The organism is Bradyrhizobium sp. USDA 4506, assembly GCF_054058795.1.
Map to the genome: position 1 here is coordinate 2,202,130 of NZ_JBSSBM010000002.1, position 27,000 is coordinate 2,229,129.

Below are 27,000 nucleotides of genomic sequence, written 5' to 3' on the forward strand. Positions count from 1 at the left end.
CCCCACTGAGATCACTCACCCATTTTTCAGTCAGGCTCTGAGGACGAGCGGGCGGCGCGCGCCCCGACAGCTGATTCCGGAATATTTTGGCCAAGCCTAGCCCGGATGAAGCGCAGCGAAATCCGGGACCGGTCCTGCCAAAGGCGAGAACCCGCAGGGACGACGATTGGGGATGGAGGCCATGCCACACACTCACTGTCGTCCTGGCGAAAGCCAGGACCCATTACCCCAAATCTCAATTGTTATGCGACGCTGGGGCCGTGATCCCGTTCCCAATCAGTTGCGGTGGTTATGGGTCCTTTCGCCAGGACGACGATCGGGTGTAGAGGCGGGTGTTGTGACGAACGAGGTTCCGCAAATATTTTTCATCAGCCTGTTGCCGCGATGTCGGCTGCCGTCTTCGCCAATCGTCCTTTGCGCGCAAACAAGGAGACTGCCATGACCGATCTCGTTACATGCCTCTGGTTCGATCAGGGCCGGGCGCGCGAAGCGGCGGAGTTTTATGCTGCGACGTTTCCCGACAGTCATGTCGGCGCAGGCCATCAATCGCCGATACCGGGCATCGGGCAGGGCGAGGAGCTGACGGTCGAGTTCACCGTGCTCGGCCGCCGCTTCGTGGGGCTGAACGGCGGCTCGAACTACGTGCCGAACGAGGCGGTCAGTTTCATGGTGCTCACCGACAGCCAGGAGGAGACCGACCGCTACTGGAATGCGGTCACTTCCAACGGCGGCAAGGAGTTGCCATGCGGCTGGTGCCGGGATCGCTGGGGCTTTGCCTGGCAGATCACGCCGCGGCGGCTGCTTGAGCTCGTCAACAGCGCCGACCGCGCCGCCGGCAAGCGCGCGATGGAGGCGATGATGACGATGAAGAACATCGACATCGCCGCGATCGAGCGCGCGGCGGCGGGGTAATCCGCGTGGTGGAATGATTTGGCCCGGGCTCGATAGTCAGGTGTCCGATCGAGCCGGTATGTGCGGCGCGCGGCCATTTGCGTTGCGGCGTGCGCTCGCCGCGACGATCACCCCGGCGCAAACGCGGGATGTGCCTGGTGCTGTCGCGTGATACGAAATTCGCATTCGCAGCTCTGGAGCCAGTCCTGATGTCCGTCGCAGCCGCCGCCAATCAACAGCAAAATCTCACCGCCGCCGAATCCGATCCGCAGACGCTTGGCTGGATGCAGGGCTTTCCGCCGCCGCAGGACAGGACCATCACCTTCCAGAACGGCTCGTTCCGCAGCTTCCCCGAATTGCGCTGGGCTTGGAGCAACATCCGCCAGCTGGTGCCGACCGTGAATGTCTGGCGCGGGGCAGGGCCGGCGTCGGTGCTGCCGCGCGAAGACCATGATATCGGCGCGTCGGGCATCGGTGACGATGGACGGCCGCCCGATGACCTTCGCGCGCATGCTCGAGGAGACCTATGCCGACGGCATCGCCGTGCTGCACCGGGGCAAGCTGATCTACGAGCGCTATTTCGGCGCCCTGAGGTCGCACAAGCCGCACATCGCGATGTCGGTGACCAAATCGTTCACCGGCACGCTCGCCGGCATCCTGATTGCGGAGGGCAAGATCGATCCGCAGGCGCCGATCACCGATTACGTGCCGGAGCTGAAGGCAAGCGCGTTCGGCGATGCCCGCGTGCACGAGGCGATGGATATGACCACCGGCCTCAAATACACCGAGGTCTATACCGACAAGAATTCCGACGTGTGGGGGCTGCGGCGCGCCAACGGCATGGCGCCGATCGAGCCGGGCTATGAGGGCGCGACCAATATCTTCGATTTCCTCTGCGCGCAGCAGAAGCTGGGTGAGCACGGCAAGGCGTTCGCCTACAAGACCGTCAACACCGACGTGCTGGCCTGGATCTGCCGCCGTGCCAGCGGCATGACCTTATCGGACCTGCTCTCCGAGCGGATCTGGGCCCCGATGGGCGCCGAGGAGGATGCGCATTATCACGTCGATCGCATCGGCACCGAAAGCGGTGGCGGCGGATTGTCGACGACGCTGCGCGATCTTGCCCGGTTCGGCGAGACGATCCGCAACCACGGCCGCTTCAACGGCCGCCAGATCGTACCGTCTCAGGTGGTCGAGGACATCGCGCGCGGCGGCGATCCCGGGAAATTCAAGCCTGCCGGCTACACCACGCTGCCAGGGGCATCCTACCGCAATCAATGGTGGGTGACGCACAATGCGCACGGCGCCTTCATGGCGCGCGGCGTTTATGGCCAGGGCCTCTATATCGATCCGAAGGCCGAGATGGTGATCGCGCGCTACGCTTCGCACCCGGCCGCCGGCAACGCGGCCAACGACCCTGTGACGCTGCCGGCCTACATGGCGCTGGCCAAGGATCTGATGGCGGGAGGGTAGGACGAAGGCAGGTTGGTTCGCTCGCGCAAGACGCGTAGCCCGGATGAGCGCAGCGATATCCGGGGCCTTTCCGTCTGCTGATCGCGGCTTGTCCCGCATGTCGCTTCGCTCATGCGGGGCTACGATCACGTCCGCGAGATTTTGTCGAAGCGCTTGATCAGGCGCTCCCGCTTGATGCGGGACAGCCGCCTGATCCAGAACACGCCGTCGAGCTGATCGATCTCGTGCTGATGGCACACGGCGCGCAGGCCGTCGGATTCCTCGGTCTGCATGTTGCCGTCGAGATCCTGATAGCGGATGCGGACGCGGGCGTGACGCTCGACCTCGTCGTTGACCCCGGGCATCGAGACGCTGCCTTCCTTGTGCAGGATTATCTCGGGCGAGGTCCGGATGATCTCCGGATTGACATAGGTCCGCGCGCCCTCGCTGGCATCGAGCTCGAGCACCACGACGCGCAGGGATACGCCGATATGCGGCGCGGTGATGCCGATGCCGGGCGCCGCGCGCATGGTCTCGAGCAGGTCCTGCGCCAGTTCGCGCAGCGCCTCGTCGAACATGGTCACCGGCTCGGCCGGCAGTGCAAGGCGCGGATCGGGATAGCGCACGATGGGGCGAATGGTCATGCCCGTGTCTTAGGCCAGTGCATCGCGCCGGACAACATGCTGATCCCGGGCACCGCGTGCGGCGCGCCGTTCAGAGATGCTTTTCGAAGAACAGATCGGGGTAGGGGTCGTCGTTGAAGCGCGGGATCTCGGTCCAGCCCGTCCTGCGATAGAGCTGGCCGGCTTCCGGCAGCGCGCTGTTGGTGTCGAGCCGCAACACCGCGATGCCGAGCTCGCGTGCGGCCTGCTCGGCTGCGTCCATCAGGCGGCGGCCAAGGCCGAGGCTGCGCGCGCCAGGTGCGACCCAGAGCCGCTTGATCTCGGCGAACTCGCCGCCGCTGCCCTTCAGCCCGACACAGCCGATCGGCAGGCCGTCCGACATCGCCACGATGAAGCTGCCGCGTGGGCGCACCATGTCCTTGGCCTCAGGGTCGCGCGACAGCTTGACGTCAAAGCCTTTCTCGAATCGCCGCGCCAGTTCGGCGTAATATTCGCCGAGGCAGTAGCGCGCCTCGTCGCTGCGCGGATCCATCTCATCGAGGGCGGTGCCGTCGCGGCCGAGCGCCGATGCGATCAGGTCCATCGCCGCCAGCAGCGCCTCGCGTTGGCTGTGGTGGGTGAGAAAGTCCTTGGCCTGCCGGTTGGAGATCGCCTCATAGGCGTTGAACTCGCGCCTACCCGCCGCCGTCAGCCGTGCGATGCGGCGGCGCGCATCGTCGCCATGCGCCGTGGTCTCGATCAGGCCTTCGTCCTCGAGGCTGCGCAGCAGGCGGCTCATCAGGCCGGAATCGAGCCCGAGATAATCCCTGATCTCGCCGACATCGGCGCGGCCGTGTCCGATCGCGTTCAGCACGCGCGCCGCGCCGAGCGGCCGGCCGCGCCCGAGGAACGAGGTGTCGAGCGCGCCGACGGCGGAGGTCACGGCACGGTTGAAGCGACGGACGCGGGACACGGGGTCGAGCATATATCTGACTTTAGTCAGATATCGTCGCCGCGTCAATCGGCCGGCGATCCAGACCGAACGGAGCCCTGCCGCCTAGTGCAGAGGCCATGCGATAGGCGACGCGCATCAGCCTGGGACGCAGCGGCGCGAAGTCAGCCGCTGCGTCGTCTCGTGCCGTTTCCGCGGTCACGCCGCGGCCGTCCTGGCCTTGATCACGTGCGGATCGACGAAGCCGCCAAAGCCGACCGCGATCCGGTTCCAGCCGTTGATGATGTTGATCAGCAAGGTCACCTTGACCTGCTCCTCCGGCGTGAAATGCGCCTTCAGCGTCTCGTAGGCTGCGACGTGGGTATGCTGCTCGCAGATCCGCGTCAGGGCCTCGGTCCAGCCGAGCGCGGCGCGCTCGCGATCGGCGTAGCAGGGCGCTTCGCGCCAGGCCGACAGCAGGTAGATGCGCTGCTCGGTCTCACCCTCATCGCGGGCAAATGTCGTGTGCAAATTGATGCAATTGGCGCAGCCGTTGATCTCCGAGGCGCGGATCTTCACGAGCTCGGCGAGCTTCGGCTCGAGGCTGGAGGAGATCGCAACCGACGCGTCGAACCAGATCTTCATGATCTTGGGGGCGGCGGCGAGCGGATCAAGTCTGACAGTCATGGTCGGTTTCCCTGGGTTGGTTGACGACATCATGACGAACGAGGAACGGCGAATGTGACATGCCGGCGCGATATTCTCATCTGCCGCGGCGCTATTGGGGCGCGAGATCGCTCGCCGCTTGCCGAAGTTCTTGCAGCAGCTCTGTTTCCCATTGCGAAGGATCCGTCAGGAACCGCGCGAGATTGTCGAAACAATAATACCCGAACTCCGACTTCGATCGCGCGGCGGAGGTCGCGGCTGCGCGCGCCAGCAATCGCGCCGCATATTGCTTCGCCGTCATCAGGCTCGCCGCATGCTCGGCCATCTTCGCCATTCGCCAGAGCGCCGAGTGATCGATGGCATTGCCGAGATCACCGAAATAGAACCCTTCCGCGAGCTCCAGGCGAGCACTCGCGTCGCCTGCGTTCTCCAGCATCAACGGAGCGATCTTCTCGAAAAAGAAGTTCTCGTGGTCGGTATCGACCAGCCCGTAGTAGCGCAGCAGGACATCGTTGCTCGTTTTGTCCAGGCGCGCGAGGCACCATGCGGCGTAGCCGAACAGCGCGGTCGGAATCTCGTCTCCGTAAGGATCGTACCAGGCGTTGGCATGCGGTCCGATGTGCGTGCATACCGCGTCGATCAGCCTTCGGATCGCAGGCGCGGCGCCGGGGCAGTGCTTCGCGACATGCGTGAAGAACTTCTTCTCGTTGAGCCGCTTGCCATCGCAACGGAACACCGCCTGCAGGTGGTTGTCGTAGGGACGCTCGTTGATATCGGGACCGATCTGCGCCGTGAGCGCATCGATGGCCGCGATACAATCGGGCTCGCTCATCGAGGCGAGATCGACGGCGTAGGTGCTGAACCGCTTGGCGAGCGTCTCGGCCTTCTTGGCGAGCGCGGCATCCTTGTCCTCGTCTTGCGGCTCGGGAGGCGCGGGCCTGAAATGATCCTCGGTTACGGGCACCGCCCGGACGCGGTGTACCGGATCGCCTGGCGCGCCGGAGACCGTCACCATCCCCTCCGTGAACCGCATATCGAGGCGACGGTCCGGCAGGGGCGTCGCCTCCGACCAACCGCGAGCGTTGACCAGCCAGGGGCGGCTGTCCATCCCGAACCGTTCCAGCATGATCTTGGGCGAGACCGTACCGTCCACGCCGACACAGGCGACGAAGTCTTGCCGCTTCAACCAGAAGGCCTGGCCATCGCCTTGCCAGCCGATCACGTCGCGCTCGGAGAGTTCGAAGTCGCGCAGATTGCTGCTGACATTGGCGTAGTGGCCGTTCGGATCCGGCCACAGACCGGGATGCGATGTCGCGCTGATCCGGTTGGTCGTGAGCGAGCCCTCCTGATCCAGCAACTGCGACACCGTGCGGTAGATCCCGCCGCGCTGCGGCGGCAATCCTTGCTTGCGCCGGTCGTAGTCGATGTGGCCGTTGTCGGGCAGCCCTTCCGCCTGCATCCACATCGGCGCGACGGAATGCAACCGCCGCAGCGGAAACGCCTGCCAGATCTCGACGGCAAAGCTGAAATACTCCCGCTGCGCTGTGGTGTCTCTGCCCAGCATTCGCGAGACGAGTGAGGCCTCCTCGGTGAGCATTGGAAGGCGGGAGTTGTCGGCGCGCAACCAATAGCGGCCGCATGGGCTCGAGCGGATCAGGAACGACCTCGCCCGCGATCCCTCGCAGCTCGACACCTCGTGATGGCCCGTCTGAGGATCGATGCGCAGCAGCAGCGCGATAATTCCATTGTCGTGCCGGAACGCCGAAACCAGAATCCGGCCAGCCTGGTCCAGAACCGGCGGGCACAGCGAGTTGCCGCTCGGCATGTCCAGAACCGAGCGGACGATCGCCCTGCGCTCGAGGTCGATGACATGCAGGTCAGTCGCGTTCGCGGCGTGATAAAGCAGGAGATAGACGAACCGGCCATCCTTGCTCTGGAGAAATCCGTAACTCAGATAATCGTCGCGCGCGTCCTTTCCGTCGTGGCCGCGGGCCCAGGGCGTTTGCAGCCGATCGACGAGTTGGCGATGCGCGAGATCATAGAAGATGAATCCAGCGTCGGTGTTGAAGAACCAGGCGATGCCATCCGGCAGCAGCCCGGCATTCCGCGCGGGCCGCTGGCCGAGGGCAGGACGCATGATCCAGTCATCCTGGCCGTCGACCTGGATTGCGAAGTACTCGGTGTTGCCGATTCTGCGGATGGAATTCACGATCGGGTAACCCTGCGAAGCCGCCTCGTCGTCCCGGGTTGCTTCTTTATATGCGAGCCGGACAACGTCCGATTAATGCGATCGGGAAATAAGAGGTTGACTGGCCGGCGATCGCCGGCGCGGGACAACTTGCCGCATGCCTCTGGCTGTGCGCCGACGAGCCGGTCAAGCGCGCGCCAGCACCAGCACGTTGCCGGCAAGGATCGCGGCGGCGCCGGCGAGCACCGGCCAGCCCAGCGCAAGGTGCTCGAACAGCGCGGACAGCACGAGCGCGACGAGCGGCACCAGCACGAGCGTATAGGCCGCGCGGCCGGGACCGAGCCGGCGCACCAGCTCGAAATAGAGCATGAAGGTGATGCAGGACGCGGCGATCGCGAGATAGAGGAAGCTCGCCACGTAGGAGGGCGAAATGTCGGCTACAAACGGCGTGCCCGTCGCGACGGCCCACAGCGCGCTCGCCGCCGCGCCGACGAACGCGCCCCAGCCGAGCACGGAGGCGACAGGCAGTCCGGCGCGCTGGTTGCGCGCACCGACCGTTGTCCCGGCGCCGGTTGCGATGGCCGCGGTGAGCGCCCAGGCGAATCCCGCAAGCGGTGCGACTCCCTGCGCGGCGGCACCGGGCAGGAAGATGATCGCCAGTCCGAGGATGCCGCACAGCGCGCCCCACACGAATCCGGAAGAGATCGGCACGCCGAGTGCGGCACGCGCGATCACGGCCGCGAACAGCGACGATGTCGACAGCACGAGTGCCGCAAGCCCGCTCGGCATGCGTGCGGTCGCCTCATAGAAGGCGATGAAGGCAATGGCGAAGAACAGCAGGCCCTGCAACGCGACCGCCGGCCGGTCCTTGCGCGGGATCGCAAGCGGCACGCCGCGCATCCGGCTGTAGCCGAGCAGGATGACGCCCGCGAGCACCATGCGCAGCGCGACCGACCACGGCGCGGGCGTCACGCCGGCCTGCATTGCCGTTGCCAGCGCGCCGCCGCCCCAGAGCAGCGCGGTCACTGCGAACAGCAGGGCCGTCATGGCGCGCCGGCGTCATCGCGCAGTGCGCGCCAGCCGTCGGCGTCGATCCGCGCGCTTTCTCCCTCAAGCCGGGTGAGGGCGGAGTCGAGTATTGTTCGCTCGCTCTCCGAGAGCCGCGCCAGCAGCCGCGCCTCGATCGCGCTGCCGAGTGCGGCGATCCGGTTGAACGCGGCCCGGCCGCTGCGGGTGATGCTGACGGCGGCGAAGCGTCGGTCGGACTTGCCGGAGCGTCGCACCGCGAAGCCGAGCTCTGTGAGCTGGCCGATGCCGCGGCTGACCGCGAACGGATCGAGCGCGCAGGCGCGGCCGATCTCGGAGGCGTTGGCCGCGTCGCGCTCGGCGATGACGGCGAGGATGCGCCAGCCCGCCTGGCTCAATCCGAACGTCTCGCCGTAGAAGCGCTCGAGTGGGCGGGCGACCTGCGCCGCGACCAGGAACAGGCGGTAGGGCAGCCATGCGCTTAGCTTGAGGCCATCATCGAACGCGGGGGCAGCGGTTTGCTTCATGCCGGCGAGGCTCGCATAGTTAATTGCAAAGTGCAAGCATATCACAAACATGGTGATGCGGTCTGACCACCTGCGCGAAAAATCCCGACACACTTGTCACTCCCGCTCGCCAGCACTGCCGAGCCAGATTGCGGCATGGCCAATGACGAACGGCCGCCGGCGCTGGAACCGCGCTCGGGGAGCGGAGTTCGTCCAAATCGGAGATGGAGAGACCATCATGAATAAATCATCTGAAAACGATCGCGGCGGACTGGCAGCGATGCAGACGCCGCCGGTGGTGTCACGGGAGGCGTGGGAGGCGGCGCGCCTGGAGATGCTGGTGAAGGAAAAGGCCCAGGTGCGGGCACGCGACGCGCTTGCGGCGGAGCGGCGGCGGATGCCCTGGATGGCGGTCGAGAAGCCGTATGTCTTCGAAGGACCGAACGGAAAGGCGAGCCTGCTCGACCTGTTCGAGGGCCGCCGGCAGCTGATCATCTACCGCGCCTTCTTCGAGCCCGGCGTGTTCGGCTGGCCGGACCATGGCTGCCGCGGCTGTTCGCTCGGCGCCGATCAGGTCAGTCACCTCTCCCATCTGAACCAGCGCGACACCACGCTGGCTTACGCCTCGCGCGCGCCGCAGGCCGACATCGCGCGGCTGAAGGCGCGGATGGAGTGGGACATGCCGTGGTACACGATCACCGACAGTTTTGACACCGACTTCGGCGTTGCCGAGTGGCACGGCCACAACGTCTTCATCCGCGACGGCGAGCGGATCTTCCGCACCTATTTCGTCAACAGCCGCGGCGACGAGGCGATGGGTACGGTGTGGAGCTATCTCGACATCACGCCGCTCGGCCGCCAGGAACTCTGGGAGGACTCGCCGAAGGGTTATCCGCAGAGCCCGACCTACAAATGGTGGAACTGGCACGACAATTACGACGCCGAGGCCACGCCGAACGCAAAATGGGCGGCGGTGACCGATGCCGGCGAGGCCGCGTTCCGCAAGATCGCGGAGCAGGAGCGCAAAGCGACGTAAGGGGTAGAACGGGGAGAACGCGCGGCGTGCTTCCGAGGGCTTCGGTTTTGATTGGATCAGAACCGAAGCTCCCGCTCCTTGTCATGCCTGCTTTCTTGACGCGGACCGGCGTCCGCCTCGCTCGACGCTCTAGCGGCCATTGTCCTTGGCCGAGAGTGCCTTCAGCGCCGACAAGGTCTGCCGCAGCCCGCGATCGAGGCGCTTGTCGCGGCGGATCACCACCGCGAGCCGGCGGTAGAGCTTTGGTGACAGCGACCGGACGACCAGGTCGCGCTGCTTGGTCCTGGCGGGGACGGCCATGCCGGGCAGCACCGCACAGCCCAGCCCGGCGCGCACCATCTCCTTGATCGCCTCGACGCTGCCGAGCGACATCAACGGCTTCAACGACACGCCGCCGCGGGCCAGCCACTCGTCCGCGGTGCGCCTGGTGTTGCCGCCCGGCTCGAACAGCAGCACCGGCCTGGTCGCCAGCACCTCCGGCGTGATCCGCGCCGGCAGTTGCATGTCGCGGGGCGCGATCAGCACGAACTCGTCGTTCATGACCGGCGTGATCTCGAAGCTGCGTCCCGACACCGGCAGCGTGACGAGCGCGATGTCGATGGTGTTTTCCTCGACCGCCCTTGCGATCTCCGCGGTGTTGCCGGTCGTGACCGTGATCTCCAGCGAGGGCAGCGCGGCCCGTAACTCTTTTAAGATCGGCGGCAGCAGGAAGATGCACGCGGTCGCACCAGTGCCGAGCCGCACGCGGCCTGCCGTTCCCGTCGTCTGCTGTGCAACGGCGTCGACCGCCGATGCCACCGCCGCATTGATCTGATGCGCATGGGAGAGCAGCGCGACGCCGGCGGCGGTCGGTCTGGCCTTGCGTCCGACCCGCTCGATCAAGGTCGCATTCAGGCTGCGCTCGAGCTGGCGCACCTGCAGGCTCACCGCGGGCTGCGTGAGTTGCAACCGCTCGGCCGCCGCCGAGAAGCTGCCGCAGTCGATCACGACAGCGAAGCTTTCGAGATAATCGAGGTTGAGGTTCTTCATCAAAGTATCTCTTATACCGCGCATAAGCTGTCAAAGCTTCACTTATATAACGGCGGGGCGCATAGTCCGGCAAGCGACGGCTTCGGCAGACCGGGAGCAGGCATTGTCCGGCCTCAAGTCCATTGGCGGTGTCATCGTCGAGCTAGGGCGCTATCTTGCGGTCTCGCCGCATTCGCGCATCCGCCGCCGGCAGGCGCTGCGCGAGCTCGATGATCGCCTGCTTGCGGATGTCGGACTGTCGCGCAGCGATGTCGAGATGAGCCCGTGGTGCCCGCAACGTGCACCGACGCGCCGTCGAAGCACGGGCATGATGCCGCTAGACGAGGCAAGGATGAGAGACAACGAAGACACCGTGATCCGCGACGCCACAGAGGTCGACATGGCGGAGGTGCAGCGCATCTACGCGCACCACGTGCTCAACGGGCTGGCAACCTTTGAGGAAGTGCCGCCGACACTCGACGAGATGCTCGGGCGCCGTGCCGCCGTGCTGGCCGCTGGGCTGCCATATATCGTGGCCGATATCGACGGACGGGGCCGGTGGCCGGCTACTCCTACGCGACAGCGTACCGGCCGCGGCCGGCCTATCGCAACACCATTGAAGACTCGGTCTACGTGTCGGAAGCCCTGCGTGGCCGCCGCGTCGGCGCGGCGCTGCTGCGGGCGCTGATCGAACGGTCGGAGGCGGGACCGTGGCGGCAAATGATCGCCGTGATCGGTAACAGCGGCAACGCCGGATCGATCGCGCTGCACCGTCGCATGGGCTTCGAGATGGTCGGAACGTTGAGGTCGGTGGGCTTCAAGCTCGGGCAATGGGTCGACACCGTGCTGACGCAGCGGCCGCTGGGGCCGGGCGCTTCCACGCTTCCGTCAGACAGGGAAACGGCCCGGTGATCGCACGCCGGGTCGTGATTGCCCTCGGGCTGGCTCAACTGATCTCGTGGGGCGCGACCTACTATCTGGTCGGCGGGTTCGGCGAGCAGATCGCCGCGGATCTCGGCTGGAGCCGCGACATCGTCTACGGCGGATTTGCCGCGGCGCTCTTGGTGATGGGCGTGACGTCGCCCCTTGCGGGCAGGTGGGTGGACAGAAGCGGCGGCCGGCAGGTCATGGTCGCGGGCGCCGCGATCAATGCGCTCGGCTGCGCCGGCCTCGCGGTCTCGCACCAGATCGGCAGCTATTTCGCATCCTGGATCGTTCTTGGCCTCGGCATGCGGCTGACGCTGTACGATGCCGCCTTCGCGGCGCTGGCCCGGATCGGCGGGCCGGAGGCGCGCCGTGCGATGTCCGGGATCACCTTGCTTGGTGGCTTGGCCGCCACCGTGTTCTGGCCGCTCGGCCATGCGCTCTCGGACCATTTCGGCTGGCGCATCGCGGTGCTGGTCTATGCCGGCATTGCGCTATTGACGATCCCGCTGCATCTGCTGATTCCGAACCAGCGATTTGCCGGCGTGCCGGGCTCTGCGGTGGCATCAAGGCAACCGCGCGCGGTGGGGCGGCGGCAGCTTGCAGCGGCGAGCGGGCTCTATGCCGTGACCATGACCGGCGCGAACTTTTTGAACGCCGGCATGTCCGCGCACATGATTGCGGTGCTCACCGGCCTCGGGCTTACCGTCACCGTTGCGGTCTGGATCGCAACGCTGCGGGGGATCGGGCAATCCGCCGCGCGCCTCTGCGAAGTCCTGTTCGGCGTCCGGATCGATCCGCTTGCGCTCAACCTGATGGCCTGCCTGATCATGCCGCTCTCCTTCATCGCCGGCCTGTTCAGCGGATCGGCGCGGGAGATGGGGATTGCGTTTGCGCTGCTCTACGGCGCCTGCAACGGCATTCTGACCATCACCAGGGGAACGCTGCCGCTCATCCTGTTCGATCATCGCAGCTATGGCACGCTGGTCGGCCGGCTCATTGTCCCGAGCTTCATCCTGCCGGCGGCGGCGCCGCTGATCTATGCAATCGTGATCGACCGGTTCGGCGATGCGAGCGCGCTCTATCTCTCCACCGGTCTCGCCCTGGTGACGCTGCTTGCCGCCATCCTGCTCAAGCTGCTGTTTCCGCCGCCGCTCGCGGCCGCGAAGCAATAGCCGCGTCGGCGGTGTCGATCTCAACCCGCCGCCGGCTCGCGCGGCAGCCACAGCGACAGCCAGCCGCCGAGCGCCAGCAGCGCGACATTGCAGCCGAGCGCGATCGTGAAGGCGTGCGCGTAGTCGTCGGCCTGCGGATGCGGCCCGAGCAGGCTGTAGAAGACGCCGCCGATAATCGCGACGCCGAGTGCGGCGCCGATCTGGAAGGTCGAGATCATCATCCCCGATGCCAGCCCGGCATGGCGTGGATCGATGCTGCCGATCACAGCCTTGATCACCGAGGGCATCACGGTGCCGAAGCCGAGCCCGCCGCAGATCAGGCCGAATTCGAGGCTTTGCGGAAGCGCGCCACCGACCGACAGCATCACGACACCGAAGCCTGTGACCTGGAGCGCAAAGCCCAGCGTCAGCGTGCGGGCACCGAGCCATTGCATCACCAGCGATGATACCAGCGAGCTGACGAAGAAGCCGGCGGCAAAGGGCAGGGTGGCAAGGCCGGCCTCCAACGGAGATTGGTGCAGGCCACTTTGCAGGTAGACCGCGAAGGTCAAATAGAACGACGACAGCATGTAGAAGGCGAGCGCCATCACCAGCCCGATCACGAAATCGCTGTTGCGCAGCAGATGCGGCGCGACCAGCGGATCGCCGCCACGGGCTTCGAGGCGCGCCTCGAAGCGGACGAAAGCGTCGAGCATCAGCGGAGAGGCCAACAGCATCGCGACGATCCAGATAGGCCAGCCGGATTCCCGGCCCTCGATCAGCGGATAGATCAGAAGGCCGAGCGTGAGCGACAGCAGGATGACGCCGCCGACGTCGAGCCGCTGCGCGTGCGCGGCGCGCGAGTCGGTCAAGAACAGCAGGCCGCAGACGAAGGCGGCGAGGCCGATCGGCACGTTGATCAGGAAGATCGCCTGCCAGGCCAGTCCGAACGGATGCGCCGAGACGAGCACGCCGCCCAGCAGCTGGCCGCAGATATTAGCAAGGCCGAAGGAAGCGCCATAGAAGCCGAGCGCGCGGCCCTGTTCGGCCGCCGGAAACAGCACGCGGATCGAGGCGAGCACCTGCGGCGCCATCACGGTCGCGGTCAGGCCCTGCAGGATTCGTCCGGCGACCAGCATGGCCGGTGACCACGCGATGCCGCACAGCACGGATGCGATCGTGAAGCCGGCGACGCCGGTCAGGAACATCCGCCGCCGCCCCAGGAGATCGCCGAGCCTGCCGCCGGTGATCAGGAAGACCGCATAGGTCGCGGCATAGGCCGAGATCACGAACTGCACCTCGCTCGGGCTGGCGCCGAGATTGTCGCGAATGACCGGCAGTGCGAGGTTGACGACGTTGAAGTCGAGGATCGGCAGGAAGGCGCCGGTGAGCAGCACCGGCAGCGCCAGCCATCGCCGCGGATCGATCGCCGAGGGCCGCGTGTCGTGCAATTGCAACGTCTCGGTAGTCTCGCTTGTCACCTGCCAGCTCCTCTGCGTTGCCAGCGCGGCACACGAGGTGCGCCCGTCGGCCGAACTTTTCGGGAAGATGGCCTGTTTGTCCGTGATAAGGTATTCGCCAACTCTGCCAATTGAGTTTGCAAAAATGAACAGCCCGCTTGACTGGAATGACCTTCGCCTTGTCCTTGCGGTTGCGCGGGAAGGCAGCCTCTCGGGGGCGGCGCGCCGGCTCGGCGTCACGCATTCCACCGTGTTTCGCCGGCTCGCCACGATCGAGGATGCGATCGGAACGCGGCTGTTCGAGCGCTTCCGCGACGGCTACGCGCCGACGCCGGCGGGCGAGATCGCGGCGGCGTCGGCAGCCCGGCTGGAGGACGAAGTGCTTGCGCTCGAGCGCAAGCTGGCGGGGCAGGACCTCAGGCCGTCGGGGCCGGTGCGGATCACGACGACGGACACGCTCGGCGCGGTGCTGATGCGGCATCTGCCGGCGATGCGCGCCGCGCATCCGGAGATCCAGCCGGAGATCATCATCTCGAATGCGATGGCGAACCTGACGCGCCGCGAGGCCGAGATCGCGATCCGGCCGACGCCGGCGCCATCCGAATTGCTGGTCGGACGGCGCATTGCCGATATTGCCCATGCGGTCTACGGATCGCGCGCCTATCTCGCCCGCCGCGTCGACGGGGATCTGTCGGTGCACGACTGGATCGGGCTCGACGATGCGCTGGCGGGGACCGTCATCGCCGGCTGGATGCGCGAGAACGTGCGTTCGGTGCGGATCACCTGCCGGGTCGATGCGCTTCCGGCGCTGCGCGATGCTGCTGCGGCGGGATTGGGGCTTGCCTTGCTGCCCTGCTATGTCGGCGATCTCGCGCCCACGCTGCGCCGCCTGACGCCGAAAGCACTGGCGGAGCCGCGCTCGGCGCTGTGGTTATTGACGCATGACGATCTCAAGCGCACCGCGCGCATCCGCGCGACGCTCGATTTTCTCGCCAGGGCGCTCGCCTCGGAGCGTGCGCTGTTCGAGGGAAAGCGCGCCGGAAGGGCGCGCCGCTAGTGTCCCGAATCCGAAGTTCGCATCATTTGCCGCACCTTCGGAGCGAACTTCGGATTCGATAAGGACACTAGCAAACTTATGATTCTAGTGTGCTTTGTGAATGCGAAGTTCGTGAAAGTGGCTGCCGCGAAATCGCACGAACTTCGCATTCAGCACACTAGCCGGCCGGCGCGCAGACCGTTCAGGAGCCGACAACTTCCGTGACGGTATGGATGTCCTCTGCCGCGCGATTCGCAGGCATCCGATGATGCTCGCGAAAGGCACCAACGATCGTCTTCAGGACCGCGCGTGATTTTGCATCTGACAGCGCCGACAGCAGCATGATCTCGGACGGCGGCAGGGCAGGCAGGCCGAGCCGCCGGCTGACCTCGATCGTCCCGGCCGGGGCGAGCCGGCGGGAGAACACCGACGTAGCGAGGCCTGCGGCGACCGCATCGGCGACAGCAAAAGGACCCACAGCCCAGGAAGCTTTCCGTCCACGGGATGTTCGCCGCCGCCAGCGCGCGCGTCGCGATGTTGAGCACGCCGCAGGACGGCGAGGAGGCGGCGAGCCGCAGCGGCTCGCCCGCGCGATGGACGAAGTCCGGCGTGGCGAACCAGCCATAGTGGTCCGTCGCCAGCATCTCGCCGTCGCGGCGGTCGTCCTCGCGGCGGATGATGGCGGCATCGATCTCGCCGCGGTCGAAGGCGTCGAGCAGGTCGCGGGAATCCTCGAGCCTTACTTCGATGGTGAGCGCCGGGTCGTGCGCATGCAGCCGCGTCAGCAAGGTCGGAACCTCCGCGCCTCCGACATGGGTGGCAATGCCGAGCGAGAAGCGACGCGGGCGCACGGGCGACAACGCCGCGACGGCGCGATCATGCGCGGCGAGCAATTCCTGCGCCGGGGCGAGGAAAGCTGCGCCCTGCGCCGACAGGCGCACCAGGCGCGGTGTCCGTTCGATCAGCCTGTGGCCGAGCTGGCTTTCCAGCCGCTTCAACTTGACGCTGATCGCGCCCTGCGTGGTGCCGAGCGTTTCAGCGGCGCGCGTAAAGCTCTTGAGATCGGCGATGGTCACGAATGTCCTCACGGCGTCGACGTCGAGCGTGGTCATGTCAGTCATCCGGATTTGTTGTCTCTGAAATATCTAGTCATCCAATTCACCACTGCTCAAGCCATGACTAGCTTTGCGTTGTGAAGCGCCGTGGCCACCCGATTCCTGCCGCTGCTGCCTCAATACATCGTGAGTCGATCGACCGACGCTGCTGCCAGCACCCTGGCAACAGCGTGCGGTACTCCGTTGGCTTGCCACAACAAAAGGCCTGATCATGTCTACTGAACTGAGCCGCCGCGGCGCTGTCGTGCTGTCTGCCGTATGCCTTGCCTGCCTGATGTTCGGATTGGAGATTTCCAGCATCCCCGCGATCCTGCCGACGCTGGAGCGGGTGCTGCATGCCGACTTCAAGGCGCTGCAATGGATCATGAACGCCTACACGATCGCGGTCACCACGGTGCTGATGGCGATCGGGACGGTGGCGGACCGCTACGGCCGCAAGCGCATCTTCCTGGTCGCGATCGCGGCATTCGGCATCACCTCGCTGATCTGCGGCGTCGCCTCGAGCGTCGAAACGCTGATTGTCGCCCGGTTCCTGCAGGGCCTCAGCGGCGGCGCGCTCTTGATCTGCCAGATCGCCGTGCTCTCGCACGAATTCCAGGGCGGCCGGGTGCGCGCCGTCGCCTGGGGCTGGTGGGGCGTCATCTTCGGCATCGGCCTCGGCTTCGGCCCGATCATCGGCGGCGCCGTCGTCGCGGTGCTGAGCTGGGAGTGGGTGTTCCTCGTCCACGTGCTGTTCGCGGCCGCGGCGTTCGTGCTCACGATCGGCGGTGTGCATGAATCGAGGGACCCAAAGGCCAGCAGCCTCGACGTCGCCGGTATCGTGACGATGTCGGTCGCGGTGTTCTGCCTCGCCTTCTACATCACGCAGGGGCCGGATCTCGGCTTCGTCAGCTTGAAGGGGCTTGTGATCCTCGGCGTCTCCGCGGCGAGCTTCGCCGCGTTCCTGGTTGCCGAGAGAATCAGCCGGCGGCCGATGTTCGACTTCTCTGTCTTTCGGATCCCGGCTTTCTCCGGTTCGATCGTCGGCTCGGCGGCGATGAACCTCAGCTACTGGCCTTTCATGATCTATCTGCCGATCTGGTTTCATGCAGGCCTCGGCTATGACAGCGTGTCCGCGGGACTTGCCTTGCTTGCCTACACGCTGCCGACGCTGGTGATGCCGCCGTTCGCCGAACGACTGTCGCTGCGCTATCAGCCCGGACTGATCATTCCGGTGGGGCTGTTCACGATCGGCGCCGGATTCATGCTGATGAAATTCGCCAGCGCCGCCGCGCAGCCGGACTGGCTGACGATGCTGCCCGGCTGCCTGCTCGCCGGAATTGGCCTCGGCATCACCAACACGCCGGTCACCAACACGACGACCGGCTCGGTCTCGAACGACCGCGCCGGCATGGCCTCGGGCATCGACATGAGCGCGCGGATGGTTTCGCTTTCGGTCAACATCGCGCTGATGGGCTTCATCCTGGCAAGCGGCGTGCTGGCGCATCTGAAGGCGGTGCTACCGGCGCTGGACGGCGCGCAACTTCGCGCGATCGGCGAGCGGATCGCGGCCGGCGACGTCGCAGCCGCGCCGGAGCTGACCGGCCCGGTCGTGCATCAGGCACTCGCGAGCGGCTTCGGCTGGGTGATGCTCTATGGCGGCATCGGGGTGTGGGTCATGGCCGCGCTCAGCTTCCTGATCTTCAATGCGTGGCCGGTGCGGCAGGCCGAGGCTCACGGCACGAAGTGAACACGATGTCGCCGTGCCTGCCCAGGCGCCGGGGCGGGTAGGCGGTACCGGTCACTTCACGAGGGTCAGCAGCGGCTTGTCCTTCTCGACGATGTAAGTCGCAAGCTCGCTGGCGGTGACGTCGCCGACATTCCTCGCCGCATGGACCGTGCCGGCGGGAATGAACAGCACGTCGCCGGCCTTCAGCCTCGCCGGCGGCCTGCCGTCGACGTCGTATTCGAGGGTGCCGGCGAGCACGTAGATGATTTCTTCGCCCGGATGCGTGTGGCGGCCGAAGGCCTTGCCCGGCGCGATGTCGACCCGCACCTGCACGGCTTCATGCCCGCCGACGCTGAGGTCGTGGCGCTGCAGGTCGGTTCGCGTGAAACCAGTCGGTTGCTGCGCCTGTGCGCTCGGTATGGTCAGGAGGCTTGCGTTGAACAAGGCCGTCCTTGCGAGCAGGCGCGTTGCCTTCATCAGCTTGCTGGTCATCTTGAACTCCAGTCTTCTGGACTTGCCCGACCGCGAGCCGGCAAGCGGCCGGCCCGCGTCGGAGATCGTCATGTGCTCGTTTCAGACGAGGGTGGTCGTGACATCGATGTTGCCGTGGACCGCCTTGGAGTAGGGGCAGATGCCGTGCGCGGCTTCGATCAGCTCCTGCGCGACCTCGCGCTCGACGCCGGGGACGTGGACGTTGAGGCGGGCGCTCAGGAAGAAGGCGCTGCCGGCCTGGTTCAGATCGATCTCGGCGTCGACTTCGGGCTCGCTCGCGAGCTTGACCTTGCGCTGACCGGCGGCGAGCTGGATCGCGCCGATGTAGCAGGCCGACCAGGCGGCCGCGAACAGGTTTTCCGCGGCGGGGTGCGGCTGCGGCAGCTTGACGTCGAGGAAGCCGTCGCGCGAGCGGGCGGCGCCGTTCGGGCCGGCGGTGACGTGGGTCTTTCCGGTGACGAGAACCTTTGCATTGGTGGTCATGGCGAGCTCCTTTGGTGAATATAGATCGTATCCGATCTAATCGTGTGCGCGTCGAAATAGGCTTCAGGCTTGATCGTGTCAAGCACTTCCGATTTAATCGGATGCGATTTATATGGACTGCGACATCACAAACTCCGGAGACGTCCGTGACCCGCACCTCCAAGGCCGAGACCAAGGGCCGAAAACTCTCGAATTTTCTGTGCTTTGCGGTCTATTCGGCCAATCTGGCCTTCGGCCGCGCCTACAAGCCGATCCTGGATGCGGTCGGCCTGACCTACACCCAATACATCGCCATGGTGGCGCTGTCGGAAGAGGACGAGCAGACCGTCAGCGCGCTCGGCGAGAAGCTGTTTCTGGAATCCAACACGCTGACGCCGATCCTCAAGAAGCTCGAGCAGAGCGGCTATATCAGCCGCGTCAGAGATCCCGCCGATGAGCGGCAGGTTCGGGTGAGCCTGACGGCGGCGGGCCGGCGCCTGCTCGACAAGGACATCAATGTGTCCCTGGTCGAAGCCACCGGGCTCGGAGACGAATTTCCCGTCGTGCAGAAGACCGTCGCGAGGCTGCGCGACAATCTGCTGCGCAACACGCGCACCGATCCGAAGAAGGGCTGATCCTGCGGGCCAGATTGTAACGCGCTGTATCCGCGCCGCGCCCTTCCGCATTTTCGCCACGGCGCGACCGACAACTCCGCGCCGCTTCAGGGATGACGCGGAGGAGAACGGCGATTGCCGCGTCACGCCGGCAGTCCGGGTCTGATCAAAAGCGGCCGGGTGGCAGGGGCAAGCGATTCTGAATCTTGCTTTAACCGGACACGAGCTCAGGAAGTACGGGTCGCGACGCGCTCGTCCCGCTTCGATCCGATCCGAGGTGCACGGGCCCCGGCAATTTGATGCGGACAAGAAGGCCGTGCTGCGTGTTGTCGTGCAGCGACAGCTCGCCGCCATGCCCGCACACCATGGCCTGAGCGATCGAAAGACCAAGTCCGAAGCCGCTTTTCTCGTCCATGGTGCGGGCCTCGTCGCCGCGGACGAACGGCTTCAGCATTTCGGCCCGGCGGTGCTCTGGAATCCCCGGACCGTCGTCCGAGACATCGATAGTGACCCTATCGGTTGACGCGGTCAGCCGGATATCGACTTCGCTGCCGAACCTCAGGGCGTTCTCCACCAGGTTGGTCACGGTGCGGCTGATCTCGCTCGGGCGGATCAGGAGCGAAGCCCTGGTCGGGCCCTCGTAGCGCACGACATGACCGCAATCGGAGAATTGCTCGCAGATCGTCTGCAGCAGCGCAGCGACGTTCACAAGCGTCGGCTTCGCCGCGCTGCCGCCGCTCAGGAATGACAGCACGGATTCCAGCATGGCCTGCATCTGGTCGAGGTCGTGCAGGGTCTCCGCACGCTGGGCATCGTTTTCGATATATTCGGACCTGAGCCGCAGCCGGGTGATCGGTGTGCGCAGGTCGTGACTGATGGCGGCGAGCATGCGCGTGCGGTCATTCATCAAGGTGGTGATGCGTTCGCGCATACGATTGAGCGCGACCGCTGCGGCGCGGATTTCCTCCGGGCCGGTCTCCGGCAGCGGCGCGTCCGCCTGGCTGATGCTGAAATTCTCGGCGGCGCGGGCGAACGCGGACAGCGGCGCGCTGAGCGCGCGGCCGGCCCACACGCCGAGCAGCGTGACGCTGACGAACAGGAACAGGAACGTGCTGACCCAGAATCCGCCGAAGAACGGCGGCATTTTCGTCGGGCCGATCGTCGCTTCGAACAGGACTCCGTCCGGCAACCGAGCCGCCGCCGGCGCGGTCTTCGAGGAAAACTCGTCGATATCGTCGACGCCGGGCGGCTCTGACGAAGCACCGTCAGACGAGCCCGGACCTGCGTCGCGCAATGTGAGGTGCAGGCGAGGAAAGGCTCGATCGGCCGCGCGCAACAGCGTTGCGCGATCGGCCGCAGGGGCCTCGGCCAGAAGCTTGGCAACCAGCTGGAACTGATGGATCGGCCTGTCCGCGAACGATCTCGGCTTCTGGCTGACGAAATAAAGCCCGATCAGCGCATGGATGAGCACCAGAGAAAGCAGGATCAGCGCGGCGATCTGGCCACTGATCCGGTGGAAGCTGAAAAGCGCGGCAATCCTGCGGGTCCCGCTCATGCGTCCTCCACATGCGGCGTGAAGATGTAGCCGCCGGTGCGCACCGTCCGGATCACCGACGATCCTTCGCTCGTATCGAGCTTGCGGCGAAGCCGGCTGACCAAGACGTCGATGCTGCGCCCGAACGGACTGGCCGGCCGGCTGCGCGTCATGGTCAAGAGGCCATCCCGCGTCAGGATCCGGCCGGGCCGCTCGCAGAACACCTGCAGCAGGTCGAACTCCGCGCTGGTCAACGGGACCTGGGCGCCGTCGGGATCGCGCAATTCGCGCAGGCGAAGATCGATGGTCCAGTCCTGGAAGCGCAGGCGGGCGGCGCTCTGGCCCGAGCGCCCGGCAAGGCCGGCCTGGGCCTGGCGGCGCAGCACCGCGTTGATCCGCGCCAGCAGCTCGCGCGGATTGAACGGTTTGGCGAGATAATCATCCGCGCCCATCTCGAGCCCGAGGATCCGGTCGAGGTCTTCGCCCTTTGCCGTGAGCATGATGATCGGGATCGTCGAGTCGCCGCGCAGGCGGCGACACAGGGTCAGTCCATCCTCTCCGGGCAGCATCAGATCGAGGACGACGAGATCGAGCGAATGCCCGGCAAGGTAACGATCCATTTCCCTGCCGTTCGAGGCCGTGGCCACCAGGCAGGATTGGTCGCGCAGGTAGCGGGCGATCAAGTCTCTGGTCGGCAGATCGTCCTCGACGATCAGGATCTTCGGAGTGTGTGCAAGCATGATCCGCGACTGGGTCCTCATCATAACGTCATTGGCGCGCGTTCCAGCGCGCTCAGCCACCAATTGACCAGCATACGCGTCGCTTGTGGGCGGCATTGCGCCTTTTCGTAAGCATAATGTTTCTGAACTGTAAGCGTCGCTCGCAGCCCAAAGCAATCCGCGATGCTGGCCGCGTCGCATCGCGCTCACAGTCCCAAACCACTGGAAATAATCCCGCAATCCGGCAGCCACACCGCAGCCATCACCATCCCGTCACAACGAGCTTGTTGTTCGCGAGGTGTGGAATGAAGACGTGGCGGGGCTTTGTCGCGGCGATCGTGCTGTCGGGGTTTTCGATCCCGGGGACGCCCGTGATATGGCCATTGTTGACTCCGGCGGCGGCCCAATCGGTTGACGCGATCACGGTGGAAGGCAACCGGAGAGTAGAGGCGGAGACCATCCGCTCCTATTTCAGGTCCGGACCTGGCGGCCATCTCGATCAGGCTGCCATCGACGACGGGCTCAAGGAGCTGGTCGGGACGGGGTTGTTCCTGGACGTCAAGATCAATCAGGCGGGCGGCAGGATCGTCGTTTCCGTGATCGAGAATCCGGTGATCGACCGCGTCGTGTTCGAGGGCAACAAAAAGATCAAGGACGAGCAGCTCTCGGCCGAAATGCAGTCCAAGCCGCGGGGCACCCTGTCGCGGTCGATGGTGCAGTCGGATGCACTGCGGATCGCCGAGATTTATCGGCGCTCAGGCCGCTACGACGTGCACGTCACGCCGGAGATCATCGAACGCTCGAACAACCGCGTCGATCTCGTCTTCACCGTCGATGAGGGAGCGAAGACCGGCATTAAGACCATCGAGTTCATGGGCAACAACAGTTTTTCGGCGGTGCGCCTGAAGGACGTGATCAAGACCCATGAGACGAACTTCCTGAGCTTTCTCGGCAACGCCGACATCTATGACCCGGATCGGGTCGAGGCCGATCGTGACCTGATCCGCCGCTTCTATCTGAAGCACGGCTACGCGGACGTCCAGGTCGTGGCAGCGCTCGCCGAGTATGATCCGGCGCGCAAGGGCTTTCAGGTGACGTTCAAGATCGATGAGGGGCAGCAGTACCGCGTTGCGACGGTCGGTTTCCGTTCGAACATTGCGGGCTTCGATCCGACGACGCTGCGTTCATTGTCGCGCGTCGGCGAAGGCTCGCTCTACAATGTCGAGGCGGTCGAGAAATCGGTCGAGGACATGCAGATCGAGGCGTCGCGCCGCGGTTACGCCTTCGCGGTGGTTCGTCCGGACGGCGCCCGGAATTTCGAGGCCCACACGGTGGGGATCATGTTTCGCGTGGAGGAGGGGCCGCGCACCTATATCGAGCGGATCGACATTCGCGGCAACGGCCGCACCCGAGACTACGTGATCCGGCGCGAGTTCGATCTCTCCGAGGACGATGCATATAACCGTGCGCTGGTCGATCGCGCCGAGCGGCGGCTGAAGAATCTCGACTATTTCAAGACGGTCAAGATCACCACCGAGCCCGGCTCGACGAGCGATCGCGTCGTTCTGATCGTCAACCTGGAGGAAAAGTCGACCGGCGACTTCTCCGTGTCTGGCGGTTATTCCACGACGGACGGCGCGCTCGCCGAGGTCAGCATCTCGGAGCGAAATCTGCTCGGCCGTGGCCTGTTTGCCAAGGCAACGGTCAGCTACGGCCAGTACTCGCGCGGCCTGTCGTTGTCCTTTGTCGAACCGTATTTGCTCGACTATCGCGTCGCGCTCGGGCTCGATGCGTATTACAAGGAGCAATTGCCGACGGACTACACGACCTATGGCGTGAAGACGATCGGGTTCTCGCCGCGGCTCGGCCTGGCCTTGCGCGAAGACCTGACCCTCCAGTTGCGATACTCGCTCTATCAGCAGGAAATCTCGCTCGATAGCGCCTACGCGAACTGCAACAACAATCCGTCCAACCCGTCGCTCGCGTTCAATCCGACGCCTGCCTACATCCAGAGTGTGCTTGGCGGCGTCGATCCCACGAACTCGGTCTCGTCAGGGCTCTATGGGTATGGCTGCTATGGCGACGGAGAATCCACCTTGCCGGTGCGCAAGGAGCTGGCCGCAGGGGCGACCTGGACCTCGCAGATCGGCTACACCCTGAGCTACAACACCCTCGACAACAACAAGAACCCGACCGACGGCCTGCTGATCGACTTCAAGCAGGACTTTGCCGGCGTCGGCGGCGACGTGACATATCTGAAGAGCGCGGTCGACGCGAAATACTACACGCCGCTGGTGTCCGACCTGATCGGACTGATCCACCTGCAGGGCGGCCTGCTCACCAAGGTCGGCGACAATGATCTGCGCATGCTGGACCATTTCCAGATGGGGCCGAACCTGGTGCGCGGCTTTGCCACCAACGGCATCGGCCCGCGCGACATCACCTATGCGAGCCTTGGCGCAGTCGGAGACGCGCTCGGCGGCACCAAATATTGGGGCGCGTCGATGGAGCTGCAGATGCCGTTCTGGTTCCTGCCCTCCGAGGTTGGGCTGAAGGGGGCCGTCTATGCGGACGCCGGCTCGCTCTGGGGTTATCAAGGCCCGACGTCGTGGGCCGCAACCGGCGAGGTGAATACGGCTGCTTGCAAATGCGGCCTTCAATACGACGATGGGAACGTGGTGCGAACCTCGGTCGGTGTCGGCCTGATCTGGGCCTCGCCGTTCGGCCCGCTGCGGTTCGATTACGCCGTGCCGATCACGAAGGGCAAGTACGACATCGTGCAGGAGTTCCGGTTCGGAGGCGGGACGTCGTTCTGAACCGACAGTCGCTCCGCTTGCCGGACCGCGCCGCGGATTGCGGCCAGCGTGACGCCTGCCATGCCGCCCTGCGGCTTGCGGTATCAGGCGAAGCGGGGCAGGCTGCATTGGTTCAATTTCCGATCCGAGGCAATCCATGTCACGCGTGTCAATCAAGACCAGGAACGACCTGCCGAGCGAGCTCAAGCCGCTGTGGGACAAGATGACCACCTATGGCGCGTTCGAGAACCAGGCCGGCGTCATGGCGCAGCGCCCGCCGATCTTCAAGCACATGTGGTCGCTGCTGGTCGATCTCGCCGACGAGGCGGTGGTCTCGAAGCGGCATCTCGAGCTCGCGCTGGTGACGGTGTCGCTGCTCAACAAGTGCGATTATTGCGTGTCGCACCATGCGCCGAAGCTCGCGATCCAGGGAGTTTCGGAAGCGGGCGCCGAACGGCTGCTCGACTATCAGGATCATCCCGAGCTCGATGCGCTCGACAAGCTCGTGGTCGAATATGCGATCGCCGTAACCAACAACTGGAACAAGACCCGCGACGAGATATTCGCACGGCTGCGCGAACATTTCTCGGAAGCGCAGATCGTCGAGCTGACATGGCGGATCGCGCTGTGCGGCGCGTTCAATCGCTTCAACGACATCTTGCAGCTCGATGTCGAGCAGGGCGTTCCGCAGCGTGAGGCCGCGGAATGACGGCCTGATCAGGCCTTAGGTAGGACGCCGCCGCCGAGCGTCGCCAGCACGAAATCGGCCCGCGCGGATGGCGATAGCTTCGGCAGGCTGATGACGTCGTAGCCGAGCGTCGGAAGCGTCTCCATCAGCCGCCGATGCTCCGCCGTGGCTGCTTCGAAGCCGTGCCGCCGCTCCGAATCGGTAACGTAAATCTCAGGCCATGGCGGCGTCATGAACACACGACCGTGGTAGCGATGGATGGAGCAATTCGGGTGCAGCACCGGCTCGCCTGTCAACGCCTGGAGCGCCGACGCCGCGTCGACGAGGCCGCGATCGAAGAACACCCATCCGGAATGGGCTTTGGCCATCTCCATATCTTTCAGTGCGACGTCAATGGCGCGATGCAGGAATGCTGCCGCATCGACCCACGGCAGCGCCTTGCCGCCGGACGCGAGCTCATGGGCGATGATACGGCGGCCGGGCTCCTCGACGACCGGATAGCCGCGCGCACGCAGATCGGCCAGCAGCGTCGATTTTCCGGCGCCGGAGCAGCCGGAGATCAGGACGAAGCGGTTTTGCAAAGGGTGTCCTTTCATCGATCATGACAAGGCGTGGGCCGGCACTCCGCGGATGCGGGTTGCCGGATAGGCCAGAAATTTTGGGGAAGAAGGCGCGCGGAAATGTCTCGACGCGCGGAGTGAGCATAGCCTCGAATGTGACGCAAATGGGGGGCGCTTGACGAATTCTTCAGTGCCACGCCGATAACCTCGATCAAGCATGGTTGTATCAAGCTTGAAGGGACGACACATATGGCATCACGCTCGATCATCTGCACGACGCTCGCGCTTCTGCTCTGCGGTGCGCTGCTTCAGCCTTCGCGCGCCGCGGAATCCGGCGAACCGATCCGCGTCGGCGCGGTGCTGCCATTTTCCGGCGGTGTCGAGCTCTACGGCCAGCAGGCGCGGCTGGGGCTCGATCTCGCCGCCAAGGACATCAACGCGGCCGGCGGCATTCTCGGCCGGCCGGTCGAAATCATCTATGCCGACGACAAGACGCGGCCGGAGGCGGCCACTGACGCCATGCGTTCGCTGGTCGACAAGGACGGCGTGCTGGCGGTGGTCGGTCCGATCACCTCGCGCAACCTGAATGCGCTGGTGCCGCTTGCCGAGAGCTCGAAGACGCCGCTGCTCTATGCCACCAATTACGAGGGCGGCAAATGCAGCCGCTATCTGTTTTCGTTCGGCGCGGTGCCGAACCAGGAGCTCGGCCAGCTGCTGCCCTACATGACGCAAGCCTTCGGCAACACGTACTTCCTGCTCGGCGCCGACCGGGTCTGGCCGCACCAGATGTTCGACATCGCGCAGCCCTTGATCGAGAAGCTCGGCGGCAAGGTGGTCGCGACCAAATACACGCTGGGGACGGAGACCGACTTTTCACCGCTGATCAAGGAGGTCGCGGCGAGCAAGGCCAAGGTGCTGTTGTTCGCGCTGAAGGGCGACGGGATGGATTTCATCCGGCAGGCCGACGAGGCCGGATTGCTAAAGGACATCACCGTGGCATTCCTCGGACTGTCCGAGGTCGACCTCGGCATCTTCCGCGGCAAGGGCCAGAACATGGTCACAGTGGTGCCGGCGGTCGCGGCGAGCGAGGATCCGGCCGTCAAGGCGTTCGTGGCGAAGGCGCGCGCCGCCGCAGAGCCGGGTGTCGCGATGTCGAACTATGTGATGACGCATTACAACACGCTGATCGCACTCAAGGCGGCGGCCGAGAGGGCCGGCAAGCTCGACAAGGAGGCGATCATCGACGCGATGGCGGGCCTCGCCATTCCGTCGCCGACCGGCCCTGTCGCGCTCGGTCAGGATCATCACGCGGCGATGAACATGTTCATTGCCAGGACGCAGGGTTCGGAACTCGTGCAGGTGCGAGCACTCGGCGAGATCGCGCCGGAGCCGGGGTGCAGTCCCGCTGGCCGCTGACCAGGAGGAATATTTCG

At 65.3% G+C, this 27,000-nt stretch carries 22 protein-coding genes and 4 pseudogenes; 12 read left to right on the plus strand and 14 right to left on the minus strand.

Translation table 11 applies throughout. The annotated features are described in order from the left end of the window. Positions 1-438: 438 nt before the first annotated feature. Together ACVIHF_RS12370 and ACVIHF_RS12375 are read left to right on the plus strand one after the other, a co-directional pair. Positions 439-912, plus strand: a complete 474-nt coding sequence (locus tag ACVIHF_RS12370; RefSeq protein WP_253608996.1) for a VOC family protein — start codon at positions 439-441, stop codon at positions 910-912. 188 nt (positions 913-1,100) lie between these two features. Further along, positions 1,101-2,364: pseudogene (locus ACVIHF_RS12375) on the plus strand (serine hydrolase domain-containing protein). Between the two features lie 125 nt (positions 2,365-2,489). Here ACVIHF_RS12375 and ACVIHF_RS12380 read toward each other — a convergent pair. The 6 genes from ACVIHF_RS12380 to ACVIHF_RS12405 all read right to left on the minus strand — a co-directional run bounded on the left by ACVIHF_RS12380 (position 2,490) and on the right by ACVIHF_RS12405 (position 8,283). After that, a complete protein-coding gene (locus tag ACVIHF_RS12380; RefSeq protein WP_253608994.1) occupies positions 2,490-2,987 on the minus strand; it encodes a peptide deformylase in 498 nt (165 codons plus the stop codon). A gap of 70 nt (positions 2,988-3,057) precedes the next feature. Then, positions 3,058-3,930 (minus strand): bifunctional helix-turn-helix transcriptional regulator/GNAT family N-acetyltransferase, encoded by an 873-nt coding sequence (locus ACVIHF_RS12385; protein ID WP_141342111.1) that lies wholly within the window; start codon positions 3,928-3,930, stop codon positions 3,058-3,060. Positions 3,931-4,095: 165 nt separating this feature from the next. After that, entirely contained in the window at positions 4,096-4,563 is a 468-nt protein-coding gene (locus ACVIHF_RS12390; RefSeq protein ID WP_456792152.1) for a carboxymuconolactone decarboxylase family protein, read from the minus strand. Between the two features lie 91 nt (positions 4,564-4,654). Then, entirely contained in the window at positions 4,655-6,751 is a 2,097-nt protein-coding gene (locus tag ACVIHF_RS12395) for a YncE family protein (protein WP_253608992.1), read from the minus strand. A 165-nt stretch (positions 6,752-6,916) separates the two neighbouring features. Next, positions 6,917-7,777, minus strand: coding sequence for a DMT family transporter (locus ACVIHF_RS12400; protein WP_456780701.1), 861 nt, complete (start codon positions 7,775-7,777; stop codon positions 6,917-6,919). Then, the gene (locus ACVIHF_RS12405; RefSeq protein ID WP_253608990.1) at positions 7,774-8,283 is read right to left on the minus strand and encodes a MarR family winged helix-turn-helix transcriptional regulator; all 510 of its coding nucleotides are present in this window, start codon (positions 8,281-8,283) and stop codon (positions 7,774-7,776) included. Before ACVIHF_RS12405 ends, ACVIHF_RS12400 begins: the two co-directional genes overlap by 4 nt. Before the next feature lie 217 nt (positions 8,284-8,500). On the opposite strand from ACVIHF_RS12405, the gene ACVIHF_RS12410 reads away from it, so the two are divergent. After that, complete coding sequence (locus tag ACVIHF_RS12410; RefSeq protein WP_456780700.1) at positions 8,501-9,298, plus strand: DUF899 domain-containing protein; 798 nt, start codon at positions 8,501-8,503, stop codon at positions 9,296-9,298. Positions 9,299-9,427: 129 nt separating this feature from the next. Here ACVIHF_RS12410 and ACVIHF_RS12415 read toward each other — a convergent pair whose 3' ends face one another. Beyond that, a complete protein-coding gene (locus ACVIHF_RS12415) occupies positions 9,428-10,327 on the minus strand; it encodes a LysR family transcriptional regulator (protein WP_229159697.1) in 900 nt (299 codons plus the stop codon). Between the two features lie 103 nt (positions 10,328-10,430). Between ACVIHF_RS12415 and ACVIHF_RS12420 the strand changes: the two are divergent. The 3 genes and pseudogenes from ACVIHF_RS12420 to ACVIHF_RS12430 form a co-directional block, all read left to right on the plus strand. Further along, positions 10,431-10,547 (plus strand): annotated as a pseudogene (locus ACVIHF_RS12420) (GNAT family N-acetyltransferase); the annotation flags it as partial. Positions 10,548-10,634: 87 nt separating this feature from the next. Continuing rightward, positions 10,635-11,218, plus strand: a pseudogene (locus ACVIHF_RS12425) (N-acetyltransferase family protein). Next, positions 11,215-12,405, plus strand: coding sequence for an MFS transporter (locus ACVIHF_RS12430; RefSeq protein WP_253608986.1), 1,191 nt, complete (start codon positions 11,215-11,217; stop codon positions 12,403-12,405). Before ACVIHF_RS12425 ends, ACVIHF_RS12430 begins: the two are co-directional and overlap by 4 nt. Before the next feature lie 20 nt (positions 12,406-12,425). Here ACVIHF_RS12430 and ACVIHF_RS12435 read toward each other — a convergent pair whose 3' ends face one another. After that, the gene (locus tag ACVIHF_RS12435; protein ID WP_456792153.1) at positions 12,426-13,865 is read right to left on the minus strand and encodes an MFS transporter; all 1,440 of its coding nucleotides are present in this window, start codon (positions 13,863-13,865) and stop codon (positions 12,426-12,428) included. A gap of 124 nt (positions 13,866-13,989) precedes the next feature. Between ACVIHF_RS12435 and ACVIHF_RS12440 the strand changes: the two genes are divergently transcribed. Beyond that, positions 13,990-14,901: a LysR family transcriptional regulator gene (locus ACVIHF_RS12440; protein WP_456780697.1), complete on the plus strand. Its 912-nt coding sequence runs from the start codon at positions 13,990-13,992 to the stop codon at positions 14,899-14,901. Between the two features lie 181 nt (positions 14,902-15,082). On the opposite strand, the pseudogene ACVIHF_RS12445 reads toward ACVIHF_RS12440, so the two are convergent. Then, a pseudogene (locus ACVIHF_RS12445) lies at positions 15,083-15,992 on the minus strand (LysR family transcriptional regulator). Positions 15,993-16,206: 214 nt separating this feature from the next. Between ACVIHF_RS12445 and ACVIHF_RS12450 the strand changes: the two are divergent. After that, entirely contained in the window at positions 16,207-17,724 is a 1,518-nt protein-coding gene (locus ACVIHF_RS12450; protein WP_456792154.1) for an MFS transporter, read from the plus strand. 51 nt (positions 17,725-17,775) lie between these two features. Here ACVIHF_RS12450 and ACVIHF_RS12455 read toward each other — a convergent pair whose 3' ends face one another. Further along, complete coding sequence (locus ACVIHF_RS12455; RefSeq protein ID WP_456794087.1) at positions 17,776-18,180, minus strand: cupin domain-containing protein; 405 nt, start codon at positions 18,178-18,180, stop codon at positions 17,776-17,778. Between the two features lie 96 nt (positions 18,181-18,276). After that, positions 18,277-18,678, minus strand: coding sequence for an Ohr family peroxiredoxin (locus ACVIHF_RS12460; RefSeq protein WP_253608981.1), 402 nt, complete (start codon positions 18,676-18,678; stop codon positions 18,277-18,279). A 146-nt stretch (positions 18,679-18,824) separates the two neighbouring features. On the opposite strand from ACVIHF_RS12460, the gene ACVIHF_RS12465 reads away from it, so the two are divergent. Beyond that, complete coding sequence (locus ACVIHF_RS12465) at positions 18,825-19,292, plus strand: MarR family winged helix-turn-helix transcriptional regulator (protein ID WP_253608980.1); 468 nt, start codon at positions 18,825-18,827, stop codon at positions 19,290-19,292. Positions 19,293-19,482: 190 nt separating this feature from the next. Here ACVIHF_RS12465 and ACVIHF_RS12470 read toward each other — a convergent pair whose 3' ends face one another. Both ACVIHF_RS12470 and ACVIHF_RS12475 read right to left on the minus strand, forming a co-directional pair. Next, a complete protein-coding gene (locus ACVIHF_RS12470; protein ID WP_253608979.1) occupies positions 19,483-20,826 on the minus strand; it encodes an ATP-binding protein in 1,344 nt (447 codons plus the stop codon). Beyond that, a complete protein-coding gene (locus ACVIHF_RS12475) occupies positions 20,823-21,545 on the minus strand; it encodes a response regulator (RefSeq protein WP_253608978.1) in 723 nt (240 codons plus the stop codon). Before ACVIHF_RS12475 ends, ACVIHF_RS12470 begins: the two co-directional genes overlap by 4 nt. Before the next feature lie 284 nt (positions 21,546-21,829). On the opposite strand from ACVIHF_RS12475, the gene bamA reads away from it, so the two are divergent. Together bamA and ACVIHF_RS12485 are read left to right on the plus strand one after the other, a co-directional pair. Further along, positions 21,830-24,340 (plus strand): outer membrane protein assembly factor BamA, encoded by a 2,511-nt coding sequence (gene bamA / locus ACVIHF_RS12480; protein ID WP_456792155.1) that lies wholly within the window; start codon positions 21,830-21,832, stop codon positions 24,338-24,340. Between the two features lie 136 nt (positions 24,341-24,476). Continuing rightward, positions 24,477-25,028, plus strand: a complete 552-nt coding sequence (locus ACVIHF_RS12485) for a carboxymuconolactone decarboxylase family protein (protein ID WP_057019813.1) — start codon at positions 24,477-24,479, stop codon at positions 25,026-25,028. Between the two features lie 8 nt (positions 25,029-25,036). On the opposite strand, the gene ACVIHF_RS12490 is transcribed toward ACVIHF_RS12485, so the two are convergent. After that, the gene (locus tag ACVIHF_RS12490) at positions 25,037-25,603 is read right to left on the minus strand and encodes an AAA family ATPase (protein WP_456780693.1); all 567 of its coding nucleotides are present in this window, start codon (positions 25,601-25,603) and stop codon (positions 25,037-25,039) included. Positions 25,604-25,816: 213 nt separating this feature from the next. Between ACVIHF_RS12490 and ACVIHF_RS12495 the strand changes: the two genes are divergently transcribed. Further along, entirely contained in the window at positions 25,817-26,983 is a 1,167-nt protein-coding gene (locus tag ACVIHF_RS12495) for an ABC transporter substrate-binding protein (RefSeq protein ID WP_253608974.1), read from the plus strand. Positions 26,984-27,000: the final 17 nt, after the last annotated feature.